Here is a 19,806-nt window from a genome sequence, read left to right as displayed (position 1 = left end):
GTTGCCGTACGCCCGGGGGTCAGGAGCTGCTGCCGCAGCTGGAACTGGACGAACTGCCGCAACTCGACGAACTGCCGCAGCTGGAGCTGGAGGAACTGCCGCAGCTGGAACCGGACGAACCACCGCAGCTCGAACCGGACGACCCGCCGCAACCGGAGCCGCCGCCCGAGGACCCGCAGCCCGAACCGCCGCCGCAACTGGAACCACCACCGCCGTCGCTTCCGGCGCACCAGACGATCGGCAGCACCTCGGCCCCCGACCACTGCGAGGAGCTGTCCGTGCTGTGGGAGCGGGTGTGCGACTGGGCCGCGGCCAGCCGGGTGCCGCGCACCGCGGGCACCAACTGCTGCCGCAGGTACGGGTCCCGCAGACCCCGGAGCCCGAACAGCGCCGTCTGCACGTGCGGGGTCCGGTCGGTCACGTGGGCGGAGCGGATCGCACGCAGCGCCCGCGCCCCGGCCTTGGTGACCCGGCTCTTGGCACGGGCCGCGCAGACCAGGCCGACCACGATGCCGCCCACCAGGACGACCGCCACCTTCCCGATGAACGGAATCCCGGAACCGGAATCGAGGGCGAGCCCCACGACGGTCAGCACCAGCGACACCGGGAACAGCAGCAGCGCGCACACCACGGCCTGGATCAGCCCGTGGCGGCGCGCGCGGCGCAGCCCGGATCCGGGCGGGGTGATCAGCCCGCGGTCGGCCAGCGCGCCCCCGATCTCCTGCACGGCCGGGTCGCACATGGCGCCGTAGCGCACCTGGTAGAGCCATCCCGAAGGTGCCGCCCGGTGGGCCTGGAGGACGGCCCGCTCGGCGGAGTCGACGGCCCGTGCCCCGGGGCGTACCTGGACGATGCCCGGGCCGCCGGCCACCAGCCGGCCGTCGCCGAGCATGGAGACGAGGGCGGCGTCCACGACGGTGCCGGGGCCGCCCACCAGGAAGGCGGCCTCGGACAGGTCGTGCAGCACGGGCGCGGGTCCCGCGGGCGCGGACCGGGCGACGCCGAGCCTGACCATCAGCAGGACGGAGGAGAGGACGACGGCGATCCAGATCGCCACGGCGAGGAAGTTCATGCGGCTCTCCCCGACAGCGTCCGGACCCAGCGCACGATCCGGCGGGGCGGTTCTGCCCCGGCCCGGTCCCGCCACCAGGTGGTGAGCCGACGCCGGGCGGCCGGATCGGCCGGCAGGTCCCGGATCAGCAGGTCCTCGGCGAAGTCCAGCGCGTCCCGACGGTATCCGGAGGTCATCGGGCGGCCCTTGGCGTAGGAGAGGAAGGCCTCACGGTACGGGTCCGGGCCGCCCAGGATCACGGGCAGCTCGGGAGCCACCTTCGCGACCACGTCGGCCCGCTTGGCGGCCAGTGCCCGGGCCTGCACCCGGATGCGCCGGCGGTCGAAGCCCTCGGGTACCGGGGTACCGGCCACCAGGGCCGACAGCAGCGCGGCCTGGCCGAGCGCCACCCGGGTCCGGGTCGACTCCGCGACGGGACCCGACTCCGCGACGGGGCCCGACTCCGCGACCCGGTCCGGCTCCGCGGCCTGCTCCGGGTCCGGCTCGGTGCGCGCCGCGTCCGCGGACCCGGCGGTGATCGGGGCCGCGGGCGCGGCCGGTCCGGCCGTCACCACGGCGCGGCTCGCGGCCAGTTCGCCCGCGAGCTCGGCCTCCGAGGGGAAGTCGTCGTCCCGCTCCAGCAGGACGCCCGCCGGTTCCACCCGGGAGCGCAGCTCGGCCAGCAGGTCGAGGACCACCGGCGGGACCGGGTGCGCGTGGGTGTCGTGCCAGACGCCGGCCCGCTCGATCCCGCCCGCCACGTGCACGTACGCCAGTGCCTCCAGCGGGATGGCGTCCAGCACGGCGGCCGGGTCCTCGCCCCGGTTGACCCGGTTGGTGTGCAGGTTGGCCACGTCGATGAGCAGCCGGACACCGGTCCGCTCGACCAGCTCCGTGAGGAACTGCCCTTCCGTGAGCTCCTCGCCCGGCCACGCGAACAGCGCGGCGATGTTCTCCAGGGCGAGGGGGACCGGCAGGGCGTCCTGCGCGATCCGCACGTTCTCGCACAGCACGTCCAACGCGTCGCGGGTGCGCGGTACCGGCAGCAGGTGCCCCGCCTCCAGCACCGGCGAGGAGGTCCGTACGAAGGCGATGTGCTCGGTGACGAGCGGCGCCCCCAGCGCCACCGCCCGCTCGCCGAGCGCCGCCAGCTTCGCCGCATCGGGGCGGTCCGCGCCGCCGAGGCCGAGCGAGACCCCGTGCGGCACCACGCGCGTGCCCCGCTCGCGCAGCCGCAGCAGGGACTCGGGCAGGTGGCCCGGGCATACGTTCTCGGCCACCACCTCGACCCAGTCCAGGCCGGAAAGCCGCTCGACGGCGTCCGCGATCTCCGGCCGCCAGCCGATGCCCACCCCCAGGTGTGCCATGGGCTTCATGTCCCCTCGCCCCCTCTCGTCGTACCGTGTGCCGGTGTCATGGCCCCGACGGAGTCGCGCCAATCGCTGGAGGGGACGTTCAGAGGAACATTTGAGGTTCCCACCGGCCGGGGAACCTCGCCGGAGCCCGCCCCGCGGGGCTCGACCCGGCGGATCCCACCCCTCGGAGTTCGCCCCTCAGAGGCGGGCCCGCAGCGCCGGATGGTCGGCGACCACCGTCGCGCTGCCCGGCGCGATCTCGGTGAACCCGGCGTCCCGGACCACCGGCAGCCCGCTCCCGCTCAGCTCGGCCCACCGCTCGCGCGGGGCCGTCCGTACCGCCAGCCGGAAACCGGAGTCCTGCCAGGAGGCCCGCTCCGCCCCGGCCAGCTCCCACCACGCCAGCTGCGCCGCGTGCCCGACCTGGGCCATGGCCTTGCCGGCCGACATGTCGAGGCCGGGGTTGAGCCACAGCACCGGCAGCCCCGGCTCCACGGTGGCGGCGACCGGCTCCGGGTCGTCCAGATCGGTGCCCGACACCTGGAGCTTGGCCAGTTCCTTGGGCCACCCGTCGAGGGGCACCGGCGGGAAGACCCGCACCAGCGCGCCGTCCCCCGCCACCGTGACGCCCGGCAGGGTCTCGGCCTTGCGCCACTCCGCCCCGCGCGCCCGCCGGACCACCTTGCGGATCCGGGCGTCCTGCCAGTCGCGGACGGCCTGGGCCCATGCGCCCTCGCCGTGCGCCCGCTCGTCGGTGAGCAGGACCAGTACGGCGCGGGCCGCCGTCTCCAGGGCGTCCGTCCGGGCGGGCGGCTCGGCCTTCTCGATCCGCACCACCAGCGGCAGCACGAACTGCGGTGCCTCGTCGCGCAGTACGTGCTCCTGGCGGAAGGGGCTGTCCGCCCCGACCGCGGGGCGGCCGGAGATGTCGTCGGTGTGCTGGCTGCTCATCCCGCCAAGGATGCCGGCCTCCGCCTTCAGGCTGATGCCCCGGGTGGTCGGCCCGGGTGAGGATCGGAGCCATGAAGAGTGATCTTTTCGCGTCCGAGAACCTCGCCCAGGCCGCCGTCGCCCCGGGCATGACCCTGCAGAACGCCAAGTCCGTGAAGTACACCGTCAACGGTGAGATGCTGGCCCGCCAGGGCTCGATGGTCGCCTTCCGCGGCAACCTCCAGTTCGAGCGCAAGGGACAGGGCATAGGCGGCATGCTCAAGCGCGCCGTGACGGGCGAGGGCCTCGCGCTCATGTCCGTACGCGGCCAGGGCGAGGCCTGGTTCGCGCACCGGGCGGGCAACTGCTTCATCATCGACTTCGAGCCGGGTGACGCCCTCACCGTCAACGGCCGCAACGTGCTCTGCTTCGACCCGACCCTGTCCTACGAGATCAAGATGGTGAAGGGCGCCGGCATGACCGGCGGCGGACTCTTCAACAGCCTCTTCACCGGCACCGGCAAGCTCGCCGTCGTCTGCGACGGCAACCCGATCATCATCCCGGTCACCGCCCAGGCCCCCGTCCACGTGGACACGGACGCGGTGGTCGGCTGGAGCGCCCAGCTGGAGACCGGCCTGCACCGCTCCCAGTCGGTCGGCTCGATGATCCGCGGCGGCTCCGGCGAGGCCGTCCAGCTGAAGCTGAGCGGCGAGGGCTTCGTCATCGTCCGCCCGAGCGAGGCCGTCGAGACGGTGACCGCGCATTGAACCTGACGGCCGTGGGCCGCCGCTACGGACGGCGCCGGCCCTGGGTGCTGCGCGCGGTCACACTCGAACTCCCGCGCGGCGCCCTCGTCCGCGTCGAAGGCGGCAACGGCGGCGGCAAGTCCACCCTGCTGCGGCTCGTCGCCGGGATCGAGGCCCCGACCGAAGGGCGGGTCGCCGGCCGCCCGCCGCGCACCGGCTACGTACCCGAACGCTTCCCGGCGGCGCTGCCGCTCACGGCCGCCGACTACCTGACCCACCTGGGGCGGGTGCACGGCCTCCCGCGCGCCGAGGCGGTGCGCCGCGCCGCCGACGGGCTGGAGCGGTTCGGCGCCGCCGCGTACGCCCGCACACCGATGGCCGAGCTGTCCAAGGGCAGCAGCCAGAAGGTCGCCGTCGCACAGGCCCTGCTCGCGGAGCCGGGGCTGCTCGTCCTCGACGAGGCGTGGACCGGACTCGACGCGTCCGCCCGGGCGGAGCTGGACCGGGCCGTCCTCGAACGCACCGCCGCCGGAGGCACGGTGGTGTTCGTCGACCACGACCCTCGGCGGCTCGCGGGCGCGGCCGACGCCCACCACCGGCTCGAAGGCGGGACGCTCGTACCGGTGTCGGCGGCGGCCGGGCCCCGGGTGCGGATCCACGCCGTCGGCCCACCCGGATGCGCACCGCCGCCGGACCTCCCCGCCGCGCCGGCACCCGGCGGCGGAGTGCTGCTCACCGTGGACGCCGCACGCTCCGACGCGGTCCTGTACGACCTGCTCACCGCCCGGCCGCCCTGGCACATCCGCGCCGTGGAGGAACTCCCGTGACCGCCCTGCTCCGCTACCAAGGCGCCCTGCTGCTGCGCTCCCAGCGCTGGCTCGCACCCCTGATCGCCTACGCCGCCCTCGTGGCCGTCGGCATCCGGCCGGGCGACCCGGTGTCGGACTCCCTCGGGCTCGTGGCCGCCGGTCTGGTCCCGGCCGCCGCCTGGCTGGTCCGGATCTGCGTGGGCGTCGAACCCGACGCGGCCCGCGCCTGCACGGCGGCCGCCGCCGGTCCCGTACGGGTGCACGCGGCGGCCCTGCTCACCGCGTCGACCGGGGCGCTGCTCGCCGGAGCCGCGGCCGCCGCCGCGGCCCTGCTGACCGGCGACCGGTCCGGCACGGCCCCCGGTCGGGCCGCCCTCGCCGGGGCCCTCGCGGTGGCGGTTTGCGCGCTGACCGGCGCGGCGGTGGGCGCCCTGTGCAGCCGGCCCCTGGTCCGACGCCGGGGCCACGGGATCCTCGCAGCGACCCTCGGCTCCCTGCTCGCCCTGATCCTCGCGGTCTCGCCGGCCCGCGGCGCGGTGTCCGCCCTGGTCACGGCGGGCCGCTCGGGGCCGGTGCCCCTCCCGCTCACGGCCCTGGCGGGCGCGCTCCTGCTGGCCGCCGGGGCGGGCACGGCGGCCTGCCTGACCGCCGCGCGGCGGAGCTAGACCGGCCGCCATTCGCGGCTCCGGAGAGTGACGATATGTAACTTTGAGTGAATATCCGTTCGTGGGCGGGGATGTCCGTTCCCGTAGTTGTGGCCGCTCCGTCCGAACGACGGAGGGCCTCCCCTCCAGGAAAGGACGCACATGAAGAAGCTGGCTTGGGCTGCGCGGGGCATGTCGGTCGTATCGGGAGCGGTCCTGCTCGGGACGCTCATGGCCCCGTCCGCGGTCGCCGACGACGGCCCGGGGAGCACCATGGATCCCAGTAGTTCCATGGTGGCGGGCAAGAAGTGCGGCGCACGCGACGTCAGCTCTGCCGCTCCGGACTTCGTCGCCTTGAGCGGCGTGGTCTTCCGTGTCGCGAGCGACGCGCAAGGGAACTCCTTCCTCAACGACAGCCGGACCCCGGGCGTGTGGATCAACCTCGGTGCTCTCGCCGGCGCGCCGACGTGCGTCATCGGCACCGCGGCCTCGGTCACCGAGGCCGCGGTGGGTCGCCTCGTCGTCACGCTGCTGACCGAGAACGGGGCACAGCACGAGGCCGTGTGCACCACCAGCAGCACGGCGTTCACACCGTCGAACATCGTGGCGGCGTGCGGCAGCGGGTTCTCGCTCCTCCCGAACACCCCCGTCATCATGAGGTAAGGCCGGCACGCCGAGGGGTGTCGTGCCGACAAGCGGCACGGCACCCCTCAGTCCACGTCGGCGGGGGAGGAGCCGCCCGGGACGAGGAGGGAGGGTTCGCCCGTGCCGTTCGCCGGGGTGGACCAGATGTCGCTCGCGCGGCCGCCTCGGCCCGGTAGGGCGTAGGCGAGGGTCGTGTCGTCCAGCCACGCGGCCTGGTCGTCGACGCTGTGGGGCTCGGCCAGTGGGTGTTCGCGCATCGTCGCCAGGTCGAGGACGTACAGCCGCCACGGGGACCGGGGATCGTCGGAGACCTTCTTCTTGAAGGCGACGCGGGTGCCGTCCGGTGACAGCGAGGGGCATTCGGCGTTCTCCCGCAGCGCCTTCGCCGACCAGGCGCGCAGGTCGCCCTCGACGAGGTGGGTGGCGCCCCGGGTGGAGACGGTGGCGTAGAAGCGGTTGTCGTCGGCGGCGAAGGTCACGCCCCAGTAGTTGACGTCGGAGTCGTGGTGCCGGGCCCCGTCGAGGGTCAGCGGGATCTGCTCGATCGACTTGATCAGATAGCCGGTGCGCAGGTCCAGGATCGCCGTCCGGGTGGAGAACGCGGCCGTGTTGTAGGAGTCGCCGGTCGTGAAGGTGGTCCAGGACAGGATCTGGCCCGAGGCCGAGACACGGGCCCGGTTCGGGATGCCGGGCACGGTCACCTTGCGGACCTCCCGCAGGCGCCGGTCGAGCACGAGGGCCTCCGTACGCGCCGGCGCCCCCGGCAGTTTGCGCAGGCACAGGGCATGGCCCCCGGCGGTGTGGAAGCGGTCGCAGGACGGGCCGCCGGTCACCCGCGGCAGGCCCGGGCCGCCCTGGCGCGCGATCCGCCCGCCGGCCGCGTCCCGGAAGTAGAGGCCCGGCTCCAGGGCGCCGAACGAGGCGTCGGCCTGCTGTGCGGGCGGCCGTTCGCGGTGCCGCGCGTGCAGTACGTAGCCCAGGGAGCCGCCCGCCAGCAGCAGTACCGCGGTGACGACCAAGGCCAGGCGCAGCCGGCGGGACGGGGGATTCACGGGACCTCCTGGGGGGCGGCGGGAGCGGCGGGCAGGATCCGAGAGGCGGCCGCGAGCGCCCCGGCCAGCGCGAGGGCCGCTGCCCAGAGGGCGGGCCGCTGCCCCCAGAGGGTCCACGCCGCCCCGAAGCCGGCGGCGCCCAGCAGCCGGGCCAGCGCCTGGCCGGTCTGCAGCACCGCGAGCCCGCCCGCCCGGCCGGCCGTGGGCAGCGCGGGGGCGGCGAGCGCCATCAGCACCCCGTCGGTGGCCGCGTAGAAGATCCCCAGCAGGGCGAGCACCCCCACGACGGTCGGCACGCGGACGGGGGCGAGCAGCAGGGCGTAGGCACCGAGCAGGGCGCAGTGCCCGATCAGGAAGGCCGTCCGGCGGCCGGTCCGGTCGGCGAGCCGGCCCGCGGGGACGGCGAGCAGCAGGTAGACGGCGGCGGCCCCGAGCGGCAGCAGCGTGAACAGGGCGGGCGGCAGGTCGAGTTCGCGCAGGAGCAGCAGGTAGAGGAAGGCGTCGCCGATGGTGGTGGCGCCGAGCAGGGCCGAGGCGTACAGCACCCGGCGGAACACGGGGTCGCGCAGGACCGGACGCCGAGGCGGGGGAGTCGGGGCCGGGGCCGGCCCGGACGCCACCGGCCCTCGCGTCACCGGCCCGGGCGCCGCCGGGACGTACGCGACGAGCAGCAGCACGCCGAGCAGGCCGATGGAGAAACTGACGGCGAACACCGCGTCGTAGGCGTCGGCGGTCGCCCACAGCACGGCGAACGCGGCGAGCGGCCCGAGCAGGGCGCCCGTGGTGTCCATGGCGCGGTGCACGCCGAAGGAGCGGCCGAGGCTCTCGGGGGGCCCGCTGAGCGAGATGAGGGCATCGCGCGGGGCGGTTCGGACGCCCTTGCCCAGCCGGTCGGCGGCGAGCGCGGCGGCGATCCCGGCCGTGGCGCCGCCGGCGAGCAGCAGCCCGAGCCGGGAGAGCGCGGAGAGCAGGTAGCCGGCCCCGGCGACCCGCTTGTGGTGGCCGCCCCGGTCGGCGAGCCGCCCGCCGAGCAGTCGCACGAGGGCCGTGGCCCCGTTGAACATCCCGTCCAGGAAGCCGAACTGCAGGGGCGTCAGGCCCAGACCCAGGACGAGGTAGAGGGGCAGCACCGCCGTGACCATCTCGGAGGAGATGTCGGTGACGAGGCTGACCGTGCCGAGCGCGAGGACGGCGGCGGGGACGCGCCGCCGGACCCCTGGGGGGCGGGGCGGCGCGTCCGGGCGGCCGTTGGCGGCCAGGTACATCAGTGGCAGCTGTACTTCGGGCTCGTGTCCTTGACCTGGCCGTCGGTGGCCACGTAGGTCCACCCGTAGCCGGAGTCGGTGAAGTCCAGCTTCACCACGCCGTACGGTCCGCTGATCCGCTTCTGGCTGTTGGGCTGGACCTCCTCGATCGGGTAGGGCTCGGCGCCGCCCATCCCGCCGACGATCTCCACGATCCCGTCGGCCGTCGCCCGGCCCTCGGGGTCCTGCGGGGCGAACCGTTCGTAGTGGTGGTCGTGCCCGTTCAGGACCAGGTCGGCCTTGGCGGCGTAGAGGATCTTCCAGACCGGTTTGGAGACGGGGTCGTTGCCGTGTCCGCCGGAGGAGTACAGCGGGTGGTGCCAGTAGGCGGCCACGCACGGCCGGGTGTTGGCGGCGAGGTCGGCCTTCAACCAGTCGATCTGGGCCGCCTTGTCGAAGGAGTTGGAGTCGAGGGCGACGAAGTGCCAGTTGCCCTCGTCGAAGCTGTAGTAGCTCTTGCCCTGCGGGTAGGCGATGCTGCCGAAGTACGACTTGTACCCGGCGAGCGGGCCGGCCGGGTCGTACGTCTCGTGGTTGCCGGGGACCGGGCGGGTCTTGGCCTTGAAGGCGCCCCAGCTCTTGTCGTAGTAGGCGCGGTAGTCGGACAGCCGGGCGTCGTCGTACTGGTTGTCGCCCATCGTCAGATAGAACTTCGGGTCGATGCGCTGCGCGAGCGCCGCCGTCTTCGGGTGCGCGCAGCCGCTGTCGGACGCCGTGCACTGCGCGGCGATGTCGCCTGCCGCGACGACCGTGAAGGAGCCGCCCGGCGGTGGCCCGCCCCCGACGGTGCCGTACACCTCGGCCTCGAAGAGCGAGTAGCCGTACGAGGTGCCGCGCGCGGTGCCCTGGACGCGCAGGTAGCGGCCCTTGCCGGACAGGCCGGTCCAGTCGTCGACGCCGCCGTTGCCGGCGCTCTCGACGGCGATCGGGGTCCAGGCCGCGCCGTCGGCGGAGACCTCGACGCGGTACGCCTTGGCGTAGGCGGCCTCCCAGGTGAGCCGGACCCGCGAGACGGTGGCCCCGGCGCCGAGGTCGACCCGGATCCACTGCGGGTCCTTGCCCTCGGCGCTGGCCCAGCGGGTGGCGGGGTCGCCGTCGAAGGCGTTCCTGGCGCCCAGCGAGGAGGACTCGGTGGAGGAGGCGGTGGCGGGCTTCCCGCGGGATATGAGGGGGTCGGCGGCGGCCCCGGCCCGGCCGGGCCAGGCCAGGAGGAGCCCGCCGACGAGCGTGAGTGCGGCGAGGCCGGTGAGGCCGGTGAGGAGGAAGGTGCGGAGTCTGCCGCGTAACAGAAGAGGGGGTCGAGCGGAGGCGTTCAGGCGCATACCTGGAACTCCCTGCCTTGAGGGGCGGCGAGAGCTGGACACTGGCGCGGGACGCCGCACCCGCCCGCGGACGCGCGGGGGCGGCGCCACGGCGGCCGGGTCAGAGCTCTCACTGAGCGCGTCATGCCCGTGGGGGTGGGCACCGCGCCAAGCCGCCGCCCGGGACACTAACAGGAAGGAAAGTTTCCTACCAGTGTGTGCGCACCACATGTCCGAGAGCCGTCGACCGGTAGGCTCGTCCGCATGGACCGGTCGGACGAGACCCCGTCGTACTGCCCCGCCCCCGCCGAACCCGCCCCGGACGGCCGGGTGCCGGGCCCGCCCTACGCGGACTGCCCGCAGTGCGGCAAGCCCACCGAGTACGGGGTCGCCACCCCGGGCGTGGTGCTCTGCCCCGTGTGCGAGTGGCAGGAGGCCCAGCGCACCGCCTGCTCGGGCTAGGCCGTCCCTTTCGGACCTTGCCGGGCCCGCGGGTGATTCCGCGCTATCTGCCGATCAGTTCGGAGACCTTCACGAACCGGTAGCCGCGCTTGCGGAGTTCCGGGACGATCCGGCGGACGGCCTCCTCCGTGACCGGGGCCGCGCTGCGCGTGCAGTGCATGACCACCACCGAGCCGGGCTTCACGCCGCCGAGCACCTGCTCGGCGACGGCGACCGGGTCCTTGGCGAAGGCGTCCCCGCTGACCACGTCCCACTGGACGGCCGTGACCTTGGCCGTGGACAGGGCCCGCAGTGCCTGGTCGTCGTAGCAGCCGCCGGGGAAGCGGAAGTACGGGACGGTGTTGACGGCGCCCGCCTGCTTGAAGGCGGCGAAGGCCCGGTCGACATCGGCGCGGGCGGCCGCGCCGTCGAGCGCCGGCAGCCCGTAGCAGGGGGACGTGAAGGCGTGGTGGCTGTACGAGTGGTTCGCGATCTCGAAGTTCGGGTCGGTGCCGATCGACTTGGCCTGGTCCGGGTACTCCTCGGCCCAGCGGCCCGTCATGAAGATCGTCGAGGGCACCTTGAGGGTGCGCAGGGTCGAGATCAGCGCGGGGTTGTCGAAGTGCTCCCCGTCCGCGGCGCGCGGCCCCTGATCGGAGGTCATGTCGGCGTCGAAGGTCAGCGCCACGGTCTTGTCCGTCCGCTGCTTCGCCCGTTCGAAGACGGGGGTCAGGCCGTTCGGGCCGGGCGCCATGGTCGGGGGCTTGGCGGGCGCACCGGCCTGCGGGGACGCGGCGGGCGCTCCGGCGGCGGACGCCGAGGTGGAGGCGGAGGCCGAGGCGGAGGTCGAGGCGACGGGGGTGCCCATACGGGCTTCGCGGCCGGCGTCCGGCGCGCCGGCGCCGCCCCCGCATCCCGCGAGCGCGGCGCCGAGCACCGCGGTGGCAGCTGCGGCAGCTACTTTGCGTACGGAATTGGTCACGTACGTAAAATATATGACTAACTGATCAGAAGAATGAACGACAGGCGGTCGGGCGGAACTCAGCTCGCCAGCAGCCTCCTGCGGCACTCCTCGACATCGAACTCCCCCTTCGGGTACTGCGGATCGATGTCGTCCAGGTGCTCCCGCAGCAGTGTGCTGATCGCCCAGTTGCGGTACCACTTGCGGTCCGAGGGCACCACGTACCAGGGCGCCTCGTCCGTGGAGCAGCGCTCCAGCGCCACCTCGTACGCCTCCTGGTACGCGGGCCACACCGTGCGCTCCTCGATGTCGCCCACGTTGAACTTCCAGTGCTTGTCCGGATTGTCCAACCGCTGCAGGAGCCGGGCCCGCTGCTCCTCGTAGCCGATGTGCAGGAAGACCTTCACCACGGTCACGCCGTCGTCCGCGAGGGCCTTCTCGAAGCGGTTGATCTGGGCGTACCGGGCGCGCACCCGGTTGCGGGGCACCAGCTCGCGGACCCGGGCGATGAGCACGTCCTCGTAGTGGGAACGGTCGAAGATACCGATCTCGCCCGGCCGGGGGAGCTCCTGCTTGATCCGCCACAGGAAGGGGTGGCCCAGCTCCTCCTCGGTGGGTGCCTTGAAGGCCTTGATCCGGCAGCCGGAAGGGTTGAACAGGCCGATCACGTGCTTGAGGGTGCCGCCCTTGCCGCTGGTGTCCATGCCCTGGAGGACCAGCAGCACCCGGCGGCGGTCGCCGGCGGTGCTCGCCGCGTACAGCCGCTCCTGGAGGGAGCCGAGCGGCGGCGCCAGCAGAGCGGTGGCAGCCACTCCGGCCGCCTTGTCGACGGGGCCGCCGGGGGTCGCGGAGGGGTCGATGCCGCCGAGGTCCGGCCGCTCGCCCGGGGTGACGCGCAGCAGCTCCCGCAGCGGGCGGGCCCCGAAGCCCTCGGCGGCGGACCGCTCACCGGACTTCCCGGGCTTCTTCGATTTCCCGTGCTCCGCGTCCTTCGTCGGCTCGGCGTTCTTCGCGTTCTTCGCGTGCTTCACGCTCTTCGCGTTCTTCGCGGGCTCGGCGGACTTCTCCCGCGTCTCCCGTTTCGCCCGCTTGTCCGGCTCCTCCAGCCGCTTCTCGGACGACTTCGCCGATTTCCGCTTCTCGTTCTGCTTCCCGGCCATCGCTGACCACCCCTGTCCCGTCGGTTCCGTCCGATCTTCCAGCAGACCGAACGGGAGCGCGAGATCAGTGCCAGGGCCCCGTCACCGCGAACGTCGTCCCCGGCGCGTAGGCGTTCACGAACATCGTCCGCCCGTCGGGGGAGAAGGTGACCCCGGCGAACTCCCCCCACTCCGGGGCCCCGGGGCCTCCGATGTCCTCGGCGTTGCGGGCCATCGGGTAGACCTCACCGCCTTCCGTCACCCCGAAGACGTACTGCGCGCCGCCGCCGTCCTCGCACACCATCAGTCCGCCGTCCGGGGCCAGGCAGATGTTGTCGGGGGAGTCCCCGGGCAGCGCGATGTCGGCGGCCGGGCCGAAGCGCACGTCCAGGCGGATCGTGGAGCGCCGCGGGTCGTGGAACCACACCTGCCCGTGGTGGTCGGCAGCCGAGCCCTCGCCGCTGCGCGCGAAGCTGGACACGAAGTGCACCCCGCCGTCGCCCCAGTAGCAGCCCTCCAGCTTCTGCGCGTGGGTGATCCCGCCGGGCCCGAAGTCCTGGAGTCGGATCGGCGTCCCGGCCGCCGACGGGTCGGGTACGGGGACCCACTCCACCGGGAACTCCGCCCCGGGTTCGTCCACCACCGCCAGGTCCGCGAGCCCCGGCACCCGCAGGGCCTCCAGCCGGCCCCCGGCGCGCAGCGAGCCGAGCCCGCCCAGCGGTCGCTCCGGCAGGAACCGGTAGAACAGCCCGAACGGCCGGACGAAGGCGTCCTCGGTCTCGTAGACGACCCCGCGGTACGGGTCCACGGCGACGGCCTCGTGCGCGAAGCGGCCCATCGCGGTGAGCGGGACCGCGCCCGAGCGGTGCGGGTCGGCCGGGTCGACCTCGAAGACGTAGCCGTGGTCGCGGGTGTAGCCGGTGGTGCCCGCGCGGTCCTCGGTCTCCTCGCAGCTCAGCCAGGTGTTCCAGGGGGTGCGGCCGCCCGCGCAGTTGACGGCGGTCCCCGCGAGGGCGACCCGCTCGCCGGTGACCCGCCCGGCCGCGTCCAGCTCCAGGGCGGTGCAGCCGCCGAGGGCCTCGGGGTCGTAGGTCAGCCCCGGGACCGCGGGGACGCGCAGGGCGGCGGTGGTGCGGTTCTCGTGGTTGCGGACGAGGCGTACCCGGCCGCCGTCCGCCCCGAAGGCCGCCATGCCGTCGCAGTTGGCGGGTACGGGTCCCTCACCGGAGCGCAGCGGATCGCCGGCCCGGGACAGCACCCGGTACGTGAACCCCGCGGGCAGGTCGAGCAGCCCGCGCGGATCGGCGACCAGCGGCCCGTACCCCCGGCCGGTGCCGGGGGTACGGGTCCGCGGGGCCCGGGCGGCGGCCCGGGAGCCGCCACCGGCGAACAGGGCGCCGAGGGCACCGCTGAAGGCGATCCCGCCCGCGGCGAGCAGGCTGCGTCGGGTGAGGGACATCGGCGGCTCCCGGCGCGGCATCAGAGCGCGGGCTTGGGGCGGGTGGTGCCCGGAAGGCAGGTCACCGCCCGGTTGAAGGTCTCGAACAGGCCGTCGGGGTTCTTCTTCCACAGCCACATGTGCAAGGCGTAGTGCACGGGCTGGCCGGGGAAGTTGCCGGGCTTGGGGCCCTTGAAGGGGATCCCGAACATGCTGGGGCGGTCGTCGTCCGTCGTCAGCTTCTGGTCGCGGTCGTAGAGCAGCCACTGGACCGCCACGAGCCGCTTGCCGCCGCGCCCGTCGTCCTCGTAGAACAGCGCGGCCGGCTTCTTCGGGTCGAGGGAGTTGTCGTACTTGTGGTTGAAGTGCGGGTAACCGAGCGCGCCGGGGCCGGCCTTGTCGACGACGCAGTACTGGTCGGGCTTGTAGCCGTCCGCCACGGCGTTGGCGTGGACCTGATACCTGGCGGTCGCCGCGTACGTGAGGGCCCGGTCGCCCTGGGCCCGGCCGGGGCCCGGGTCCGCGGCGGCGAGCGGAGCGGCGACGGCCGCCAGGGTGAGCGAGGCGGCTGCCGTGAGGGCCAGGGCGAGACTACGGGCCATGCGCGGGCTCCTTGTGACGGGCTGTCTGGGGCACCTGCAGCCCTTCCCCGGGCCGCCGCGCCCGCCACACACTCGGCCCGGACGGTCGACCGCCGATCGGCTGACGGTCGCCCGCACCCGTACCCCGACCCGCCCCGGCACCCGACGCCGCCGGCTCACTCGAACGGGAACGGCGTCGTTTCGCGACGTACCCGCGCGGGGAACCGGTGTTGTCCCCAGCAGGCGAGTGCAACGGAGGGTACGGACCATGGCGCAGCAGGATGCGGCACCGGACGGCGGCGGAGAGCTGCACGAGATCGTGTCGGCCGTGTCCAGGGGCGCGCCGGAGTACCGGCAGTGCCCCCATCCGATGTACGCCGCCCTGCGCGAGCGGGATCCGGTGTGCCGGCTGACCCCTCCCCACGGGATCGACACGTACCTCATCACCCGTCACGACGACGCCCGCGAGGCGCTGTCGGACCCCCGGTTCAGCAAGAACATGCACGGCGCCATCGACACCTACCACGCGGTGTACGGCAGCTTCTTCGACGCCCTCGACGACAACGTGCTCTTCTCCGACCCGCCGCGGCACACACGGCTGCGGCGCGTCCTGCGGAGCGCCTTCACCCCCCGACGGGTGGAGCAGATGCGTCCGAGGATCACCGAGATCGCCGAGCAGATCCTGCGCGAGTGCCGAGCGGCGGCGGGCACGGTCGACCTCATGACCTCCTTCGCGTTCCCGCTGCCCGTCGCGGTCCTGTGCGAACTGATGGGCATCCCCCAGGAGGACCGCCCGGAGATCCTGGAGCAGTTCGCGGTGGTGACCCGCTCCCGCTTCGACCCCAGCAGGAAGGCGGAGCTGAAGGCGGCCGAGGAGCGCCTGCAGCACCGGCTGGAGCGGCTCATCGCGGACACGCGCGCGCACCCGTCGGACTCCTTCCTCAGCGACCTCCTCCAAGGGGAGGAACAGCTGGAGGATCCCGAACTGGTCGCGTCGCTGTGGGTGCTGTTCTTCGCCGGCCACAAGACCACCGCCTACCAGATCGGCAACTCCGTCCTCAACCTGCTGCTGCGCCCCGATCAGGCGGCCCTGCTGCGCGAGGACCCCGCGCTCATCCCGCGGGCGGTCGAGGAGATGCTGCGCTTCGAGGGCTCGGTGGAGACCTCGACCTTCCGGTACGCGGCGCAGGACGCCGAGATCCGGGGTACGCGGATCCCCGAGGGCTCCCTCGTGCAGATCGCGATCTCCTCGGCCAACCGGGACCCCGAGAAGTTCGACCTCCCCGACGAGCTGGACGTGACCCGCGAGGGCCTGCAGGGCACGCACCTGGGCTTCGGGCACGGCACCCACTACTGCCTGGGGGCGCCGCTGGCACGGCTCGAACTGGAGATCGCGCTCGCCACCCTCCTGCGGGAGTTCCCGGAGATGGAGCTCGCCGACGCGCGGGAGACCGGGAAGGCGTGGCTCAAGGGGCCGGTTCCGGCGTTCCGGGGCCTCGAACACCTCCGGCTCGTCCTGGAGCCGGCACGGGAGCGGCAGCCGGCCCCCGTCCGACCCGACGCGGACCCGGGCGAGGCGTCCCTCGCCTCCGTGGCCTCCGGTAGGTAACCCAGACCCGACGGGCGGTGGATCGGCATGACGGATTCCATGAGTACCTCCGCGCTGCGCCTCCTGGGGACGCCGGCGGACGAACTGCGCATCGCCGCGGTGGGCACCAGCGAGGTCATCCGGGTCGCGCGGGGTTCCTCCGCGCCGGGCACGGACGCGGCACGCGCGGTCCAACCGAAGATCGACATGCATCATCACTTCTGCGCGCCGCAGTGGCGCGACTGGGCCGCGCACCACGAACTGATCCACCCGGACCGCCTGCCCCCGTGGTCCCGGCTCGACACCGAGGCGGCGATCCGCTTCATGGACGACGTGGGCATCACGACCGCCGTCCTCAAGCCGATGCTGCCGGCGCGCTACCGGTCGTCGGCGCAGCTGCGCGAAGCCGTCAACATCACGCTGCAGTCGATGATCGAGGTGGCGCAGTCGCATCCGGGGCGGTTCTCGTACTACGTGCCGCTCTTCCTGGACGACGTGGAGGCCTCGTCCTGGGCCGTGCGCCGTGGGCTCGGGCAGCTCGGGGCCGTCGGGGTGAACGTGACGGCCAACTACGGGGGCGTCTACCTCGGTGATCCCGCCTACGACCGGCTGTTCCACGAGCTGAACGACTTCTCCGCCGTGGTGGACACCCACCCCCACAACCTCCCGGACGGCCCGTGCGGCCCGCCCGCCGGGTCCGGCCCGCCGTCCGGCCCGTCCGGTGCGTCCGGCCCGCCGTCCCGGCCCGGTGCGTCGGGTCCGCCCGGTGGGTCGACGGTCCCGGGCATCCCGAACTTCATGTGCGACTTCCTGCTGGACACGACACGCGCCGCCGTGAACATGATCAGCAGGAGGACCCTGGACCGCTTCCCGGACATCTCCGTCGTCCTGCCGCACGCCGGGGGCTTCCTGCCGTACATCGCCACGCGCCTGCAGGCCCTCGGGCGGTTCTGCGAACCGCGCGTCGAGCCCGCCGCCGTCCGTGACCACCTCAGCCGCTTCTACTACGACACGGCAGGCCCCATGGCGCCCGCCGCGACCCTGCTGGAGCACGTCCCGGCCGACCACATCCTCTTCGGCACGGACTGGCCCGCCGCCCCCGCCGACACGGTCACGGACCTGGCACTGCCCGCCCTGGAAGCCGACCCGGCCTTCACGCCGGAGCAGCTGCGGGGGATCTACCACGGCAACGCGCTGCGCCTGATTCCGCAGCTGGCGACCGCCTGACGGGGGTGCGGGCCGCACGCGGCGGCCCGCAGCCCCGCCGGAGCGGGACGATCAGACGAGCTCGGCGCTCAGGGTGATCGTCGTACCGGTCAGGGCCTGGCTGACCGGGCAGTTCTTCTTGGCGTCCTCGGCGGCGGCGGCGAAGCCCTCCGCGTCCAGCCCGGGGACCTCGGCGCGGACCGTCAGGTGGATGCCGGTGATGCCCTCGCCCGGCTGGAAGGTCACATCGGCCTTCGTCTCCAGGCGGGTGGGCGGGGTGCCGGCGCCGTCCAGGCCGTGCGAGAGGGCCATCGAGTAGCAGCTGGAGTGCGCGGCGGCGATCAGCTCTTCCGGGCTGGTCTTGCCGTTCGCGGCCTCGGCGCGCGAGGGCCAGGAGACCTCGAACGAGCCCCGGCCCGAGGAGTCGAGGCTGACCGTGCCGGCGCCCTTGAGCAGGTTGCCTTCCCAGACGGTGTGCGCGGTACGCGTGGTGGCCATGGTGATCCCTTCGAAGATGTGGGAAACGGCCGGGCTCCCGAAAGGGCCCGGCGTCCCCAAACCTACTGGGAGACCAGGGGCTTCGCGTCGCGCGCCAGGGCGGTGAGCCGCGATATGGCGCGGAAGTACTTCTTCCGATAGCCGCCGTTCAGCATGTCCTCACTGAACAACTCGTCGAAGGGGACACCGGAGGCCAGCACCGGGATCTCGCGGTCGTACAGGCGGTCGGCCAGGACCACCAGCCGCAGCGCCGTCGACTGGTCCGGCACCGGGCCGACGCCGGTCAGGCAGACGGCCGTGAGGTCGTCGGTCAGCGCGCCGTAGCGGCTGGGGTGCACCCTGGCCAGGTGTTCGAGCAGACCGGGGAAGTCGTCCAGGCTCGCGCCCTCGGTCGCGTACGCCGCCTTGGTGACCTGCTCGTCGGAGAAGGGCGCCGGGGCCTCGGGCAGACCGCGGTGGCGGTAGTCCTGGCCGTCGATCCGCAGCGGCCGGAAGTGCGCAGACAGTCCCTGGATCTCGCGCAGGAAGTCGGCGGCGGCGAAGCGGCCCTCGCCGAGCTTGCCGGGCAGCGTGTTGGAGGTGGCGGCCAGCGCCACACCCTGCTCGACGAGGCGGCTGAGCAGCGAGGACACCAGGACGGTGTCGCCCGGGTCGTCCAGCTCGAACTCGTCGATGCACAGCAGCCGGTGTCCGCCCAGGGTCTGCACGGTCTGCTGGAAGCCGAGCGCGCCGACCAGGTTGGTGAGCTCCACGAAGGTGCCGAAGGCCTTGAGCGCGGGCTCGGCCGGGGTGGCGTGCCACAGGGAGGCCAGCAGGTGGGTCTTGCCGACGCCGTAGCCGCCGTCGAGGTAGACCCCGCGGGGCCCGGTGGGGGCCGCCGGCTTCTTCGCGAACCAGCGCTTCTTGCCGGCACCGCTGGCGTGCGCGCCGCCGAGACCTGCGGCGAAGCCGCTCAGCACGGTGACGGCCTCGGCCTGGCTGGGCTGGGTCGGGTCCGGGTTGTACGTGTCGAAGCGCACCGAGTCGAAGCGCGGCGGCGGGACCATCTCGGCCACCAGCCGCTCGGCGGGCACCCGCGGCTCGCGCGCGCAGAGGGCCTGGGGCCCCGCGTCGGCTATGGAGGGCCGGCCGGAGGTGTAACCGGAGGTGGAGAGAGATGTCGACACAGCTCTCAACTCTACGGGGCGTGGCACACTGCACCGATGCGACGCCTGTTCCCTGTGACCGATCAGACATCAGCCTCGCCCCAGGAGCGGGACGACCGCGAGTGGTCGCTCGACGAGCTGGCGGACGCCTACGCGTACCCCGCACTGAAGGCGGACGGCCACTGGCTTCGGGCCAACATGGTCTCCACCCTGGACGGGGGCGCCCAGCACGACGGCCGCTCGCAGCCCATCTCCGGCGAGAGCGACATGCGCATCTTCGGCACCCTGCGGGCGCTGGCCGATGTGGTGGTCGTCGGCGCGGAAACGGTTCGCCAGGAGGGCTACCGTCCGGCACGCGCCCGGGAGGCCTTCGCCGCCCGCCGCGCCGCCTCCGGCCAGGGCCCGGCGCCCGCCATCGCCGTGGTCACCGCCGGCATGGACCTGGACTTCTCGCTCCCCCTGTTCACCTCCCCGCTGGTGCCGACCCTGGTGGTCACCGGGGCCGCCGCGCCCGCCGACCGGGTGGCCGAGGCCGCGCGGGCCGGGGCCGAGGTCGTGGTGGCGGGGGACGGCGCGGGCGTGGACCCCGCCCGCGTGGTACGGGAGCTCGCCGCGCGCGGGCTGCGCCGCCAGCTCACCGAGGGCGGGCCCCGGCTCCTGGGCCAGTTCGTGGCCGCCGACGCACTGGACGAGCTGTGTCTGACGATCTCCCCGATGCTCGTGGCGGGGGGCGCCCAGCGGATCGCCGGAGGCCCCTCCGTCACGGTTCCGCACCGGCTCGCGCCCGCCTGCGTACTGGAAGAGGCCGGGTTCCTCTTCACGAGCTACCGTCGGATCTGACAAGACGCGGAATTTGTCGTTCCGCTTTGCTTCCGCCGGGTACAGAACTGGGCAGGTATGTCTGCGCAGGGCCCCGTGCGACAGCGGGGCAGGATGGTTTCCGCAGGGGTCGGCCGGCCGGCCTCGGCCCAT

Annotated in this window: 20 protein-coding genes; 8 read left to right on the top strand and 12 right to left on the bottom strand. The window is 73.7% G+C overall.

Features of this window, described 5'->3' with window-relative positions; genetic code table 11:
* Positions 1-19: 19 nt before the first annotated feature.
* The 3 genes from ACWG52_RS09305 to ACWG52_RS09295 all read right to left on the bottom strand — a co-directional run bounded on the left by ACWG52_RS09305 (position 20) and on the right by ACWG52_RS09295 (position 3,357).
* On the bottom strand, positions 20-1,072 hold the full coding sequence (locus ACWG52_RS09305; protein WP_453128422.1) for a TIGR04222 domain-containing membrane protein: 1,053 nt from the start codon (positions 1,070-1,072) through the stop codon (positions 20-22).
* The gene (locus tag ACWG52_RS09300; RefSeq protein WP_453128420.1) at positions 1,069-2,427 is read right to left on the bottom strand and encodes a DUF692 domain-containing protein; all 1,359 of its coding nucleotides are present in this window, start codon (positions 2,425-2,427) and stop codon (positions 1,069-1,071) included. The genes ACWG52_RS09305 and ACWG52_RS09300 overlap by 4 nt, the downstream gene beginning before the upstream one ends.
* A 177-nt stretch (positions 2,428-2,604) precedes the next feature.
* Positions 2,605-3,357, bottom strand: a complete 753-nt coding sequence (locus ACWG52_RS09295; RefSeq protein ID WP_389809312.1) for an aminoacyl-tRNA hydrolase — start codon at positions 3,355-3,357, stop codon at positions 2,605-2,607.
* A 71-nt stretch (positions 3,358-3,428) separates the two neighbouring features.
* Between ACWG52_RS09295 and ACWG52_RS09290 the strand changes: the two genes are divergently transcribed.
* The 4 genes from ACWG52_RS09290 to ACWG52_RS09275 all read left to right on the top strand — a co-directional run bounded on the left by ACWG52_RS09290 (position 3,429) and on the right by ACWG52_RS09275 (position 6,198).
* Positions 3,429-4,103, top strand: a complete 675-nt coding sequence (locus ACWG52_RS09290) for an AIM24 family protein (RefSeq protein ID WP_389809309.1) — start codon at positions 3,429-3,431, stop codon at positions 4,101-4,103.
* Entirely contained in the window at positions 4,100-4,909 is an 810-nt protein-coding gene (locus ACWG52_RS09285; protein ID WP_453128418.1) for an ATP-binding cassette domain-containing protein, read from the top strand. Before ACWG52_RS09290 ends, ACWG52_RS09285 begins: the two co-directional genes overlap by 4 nt.
* Positions 4,906-5,556, top strand: a complete 651-nt coding sequence (locus tag ACWG52_RS09280) for an ABC transporter (RefSeq protein WP_389809303.1) — start codon at positions 4,906-4,908, stop codon at positions 5,554-5,556. The genes ACWG52_RS09285 and ACWG52_RS09280 overlap by 4 nt, the downstream gene beginning before the upstream one ends.
* A gap of 141 nt (positions 5,557-5,697) precedes the next feature.
* The gene (locus tag ACWG52_RS09275) at positions 5,698-6,198 is read left to right on the top strand and encodes a hypothetical protein (protein WP_389809301.1); all 501 of its coding nucleotides are present in this window, start codon (positions 5,698-5,700) and stop codon (positions 6,196-6,198) included.
* 47 nt (positions 6,199-6,245) lie between these two features.
* Here the strand turns inward: ACWG52_RS09275 and ACWG52_RS09270 are convergent, their stop codons facing one another.
* From ACWG52_RS09270 to ACWG52_RS09260, 3 genes are read right to left on the bottom strand one after another with little or no spacing between them, the layout of a single operon-like run.
* Positions 6,246-7,232 (bottom strand): TolB family protein, encoded by a 987-nt coding sequence (locus ACWG52_RS09270; RefSeq protein ID WP_389809298.1) that lies wholly within the window; start codon positions 7,230-7,232, stop codon positions 6,246-6,248.
* Entirely contained in the window at positions 7,229-8,497 is a 1,269-nt protein-coding gene (locus ACWG52_RS09265) for an MFS transporter (RefSeq protein ID WP_389809295.1), read from the bottom strand. Before ACWG52_RS09265 ends, ACWG52_RS09270 begins: the two co-directional genes overlap by 4 nt.
* Positions 8,497-9,858, bottom strand: coding sequence for a discoidin domain-containing protein (locus ACWG52_RS09260; protein WP_453128415.1), 1,362 nt, complete (start codon positions 9,856-9,858; stop codon positions 8,497-8,499). The genes ACWG52_RS09265 and ACWG52_RS09260 overlap by 1 nt, the downstream gene beginning before the upstream one ends.
* Positions 9,859-10,101: 243 nt before the next feature.
* Here ACWG52_RS09260 and ACWG52_RS09255 point away from each other — a divergent pair, with 243 nt between their 5' ends.
* A complete protein-coding gene (locus ACWG52_RS09255; RefSeq protein ID WP_389809289.1) occupies positions 10,102-10,299 on the top strand; it encodes a hypothetical protein in 198 nt (65 codons plus the stop codon).
* Between the two features lie 43 nt (positions 10,300-10,342).
* On the opposite strand, the gene ACWG52_RS09250 is transcribed toward ACWG52_RS09255, so the two are convergent.
* The 4 genes from ACWG52_RS09250 to ACWG52_RS09235 form a co-directional block, all read right to left on the bottom strand.
* A complete protein-coding gene (locus ACWG52_RS09250) occupies positions 10,343-11,260 on the bottom strand; it encodes a polysaccharide deacetylase family protein (protein ID WP_390140305.1) in 918 nt (305 codons plus the stop codon).
* Between the two features lie 59 nt (positions 11,261-11,319).
* Positions 11,320-12,399, bottom strand: a complete 1,080-nt coding sequence (locus ACWG52_RS09245) for a PPK2 family polyphosphate kinase (RefSeq protein ID WP_389809284.1) — start codon at positions 12,397-12,399, stop codon at positions 11,320-11,322.
* Between the two features lie 64 nt (positions 12,400-12,463).
* A complete protein-coding gene (locus tag ACWG52_RS09240) occupies positions 12,464-13,837 on the bottom strand; it encodes an alkaline phosphatase PhoX (RefSeq protein WP_390140301.1) in 1,374 nt (457 codons plus the stop codon).
* A gap of 20 nt (positions 13,838-13,857) precedes the next feature.
* The gene (locus ACWG52_RS09235) at positions 13,858-14,418 is read right to left on the bottom strand and encodes a hypothetical protein (protein ID WP_389809278.1); all 561 of its coding nucleotides are present in this window, start codon (positions 14,416-14,418) and stop codon (positions 13,858-13,860) included.
* 247 nt (positions 14,419-14,665) lie between these two features.
* Between ACWG52_RS09235 and ACWG52_RS09230 the strand changes: the two genes are divergently transcribed.
* Both ACWG52_RS09230 and ACWG52_RS09225 read left to right on the top strand, forming a co-directional pair.
* Complete coding sequence (locus ACWG52_RS09230) at positions 14,666-16,006, top strand: cytochrome P450 family protein (RefSeq protein ID WP_389809276.1); 1,341 nt, start codon at positions 14,666-14,668, stop codon at positions 16,004-16,006.
* Positions 16,007-16,045: 39 nt separating this feature from the next.
* A complete protein-coding gene (locus ACWG52_RS09225) occupies positions 16,046-17,212 on the top strand; it encodes an amidohydrolase family protein (RefSeq protein ID WP_389809275.1) in 1,167 nt (388 codons plus the stop codon).
* Between the two features lie 51 nt (positions 17,213-17,263).
* On the opposite strand, the gene ACWG52_RS09220 is transcribed toward ACWG52_RS09225, so the two are convergent.
* Together ACWG52_RS09220 and zapE are read right to left on the bottom strand one after the other, a co-directional pair.
* Complete coding sequence (locus ACWG52_RS09220) at positions 17,264-17,689, bottom strand: OsmC family protein (RefSeq protein WP_030719855.1); 426 nt, start codon at positions 17,687-17,689, stop codon at positions 17,264-17,266.
* Between the two features lie 62 nt (positions 17,690-17,751).
* On the bottom strand, positions 17,752-18,807 hold the full coding sequence (gene zapE / locus ACWG52_RS09215) for a cell division protein ZapE (protein ID WP_390168489.1): 1,056 nt from the start codon (positions 18,805-18,807) through the stop codon (positions 17,752-17,754).
* 84 nt (positions 18,808-18,891) lie between these two features.
* Between zapE and ACWG52_RS09210 the strand changes: the two genes are divergently transcribed.
* Positions 18,892-19,674, top strand: coding sequence for a pyrimidine reductase family protein (locus ACWG52_RS09210; protein ID WP_386015100.1), 783 nt, complete (start codon positions 18,892-18,894; stop codon positions 19,672-19,674).
* Positions 19,675-19,806: the final 132 nt, after the last annotated feature.

This window comes from Streptomyces sp. CLCI03 (genome assembly GCF_053615355.1).
This window is presented reverse-complemented; position numbering and strand designations above follow the sequence as displayed.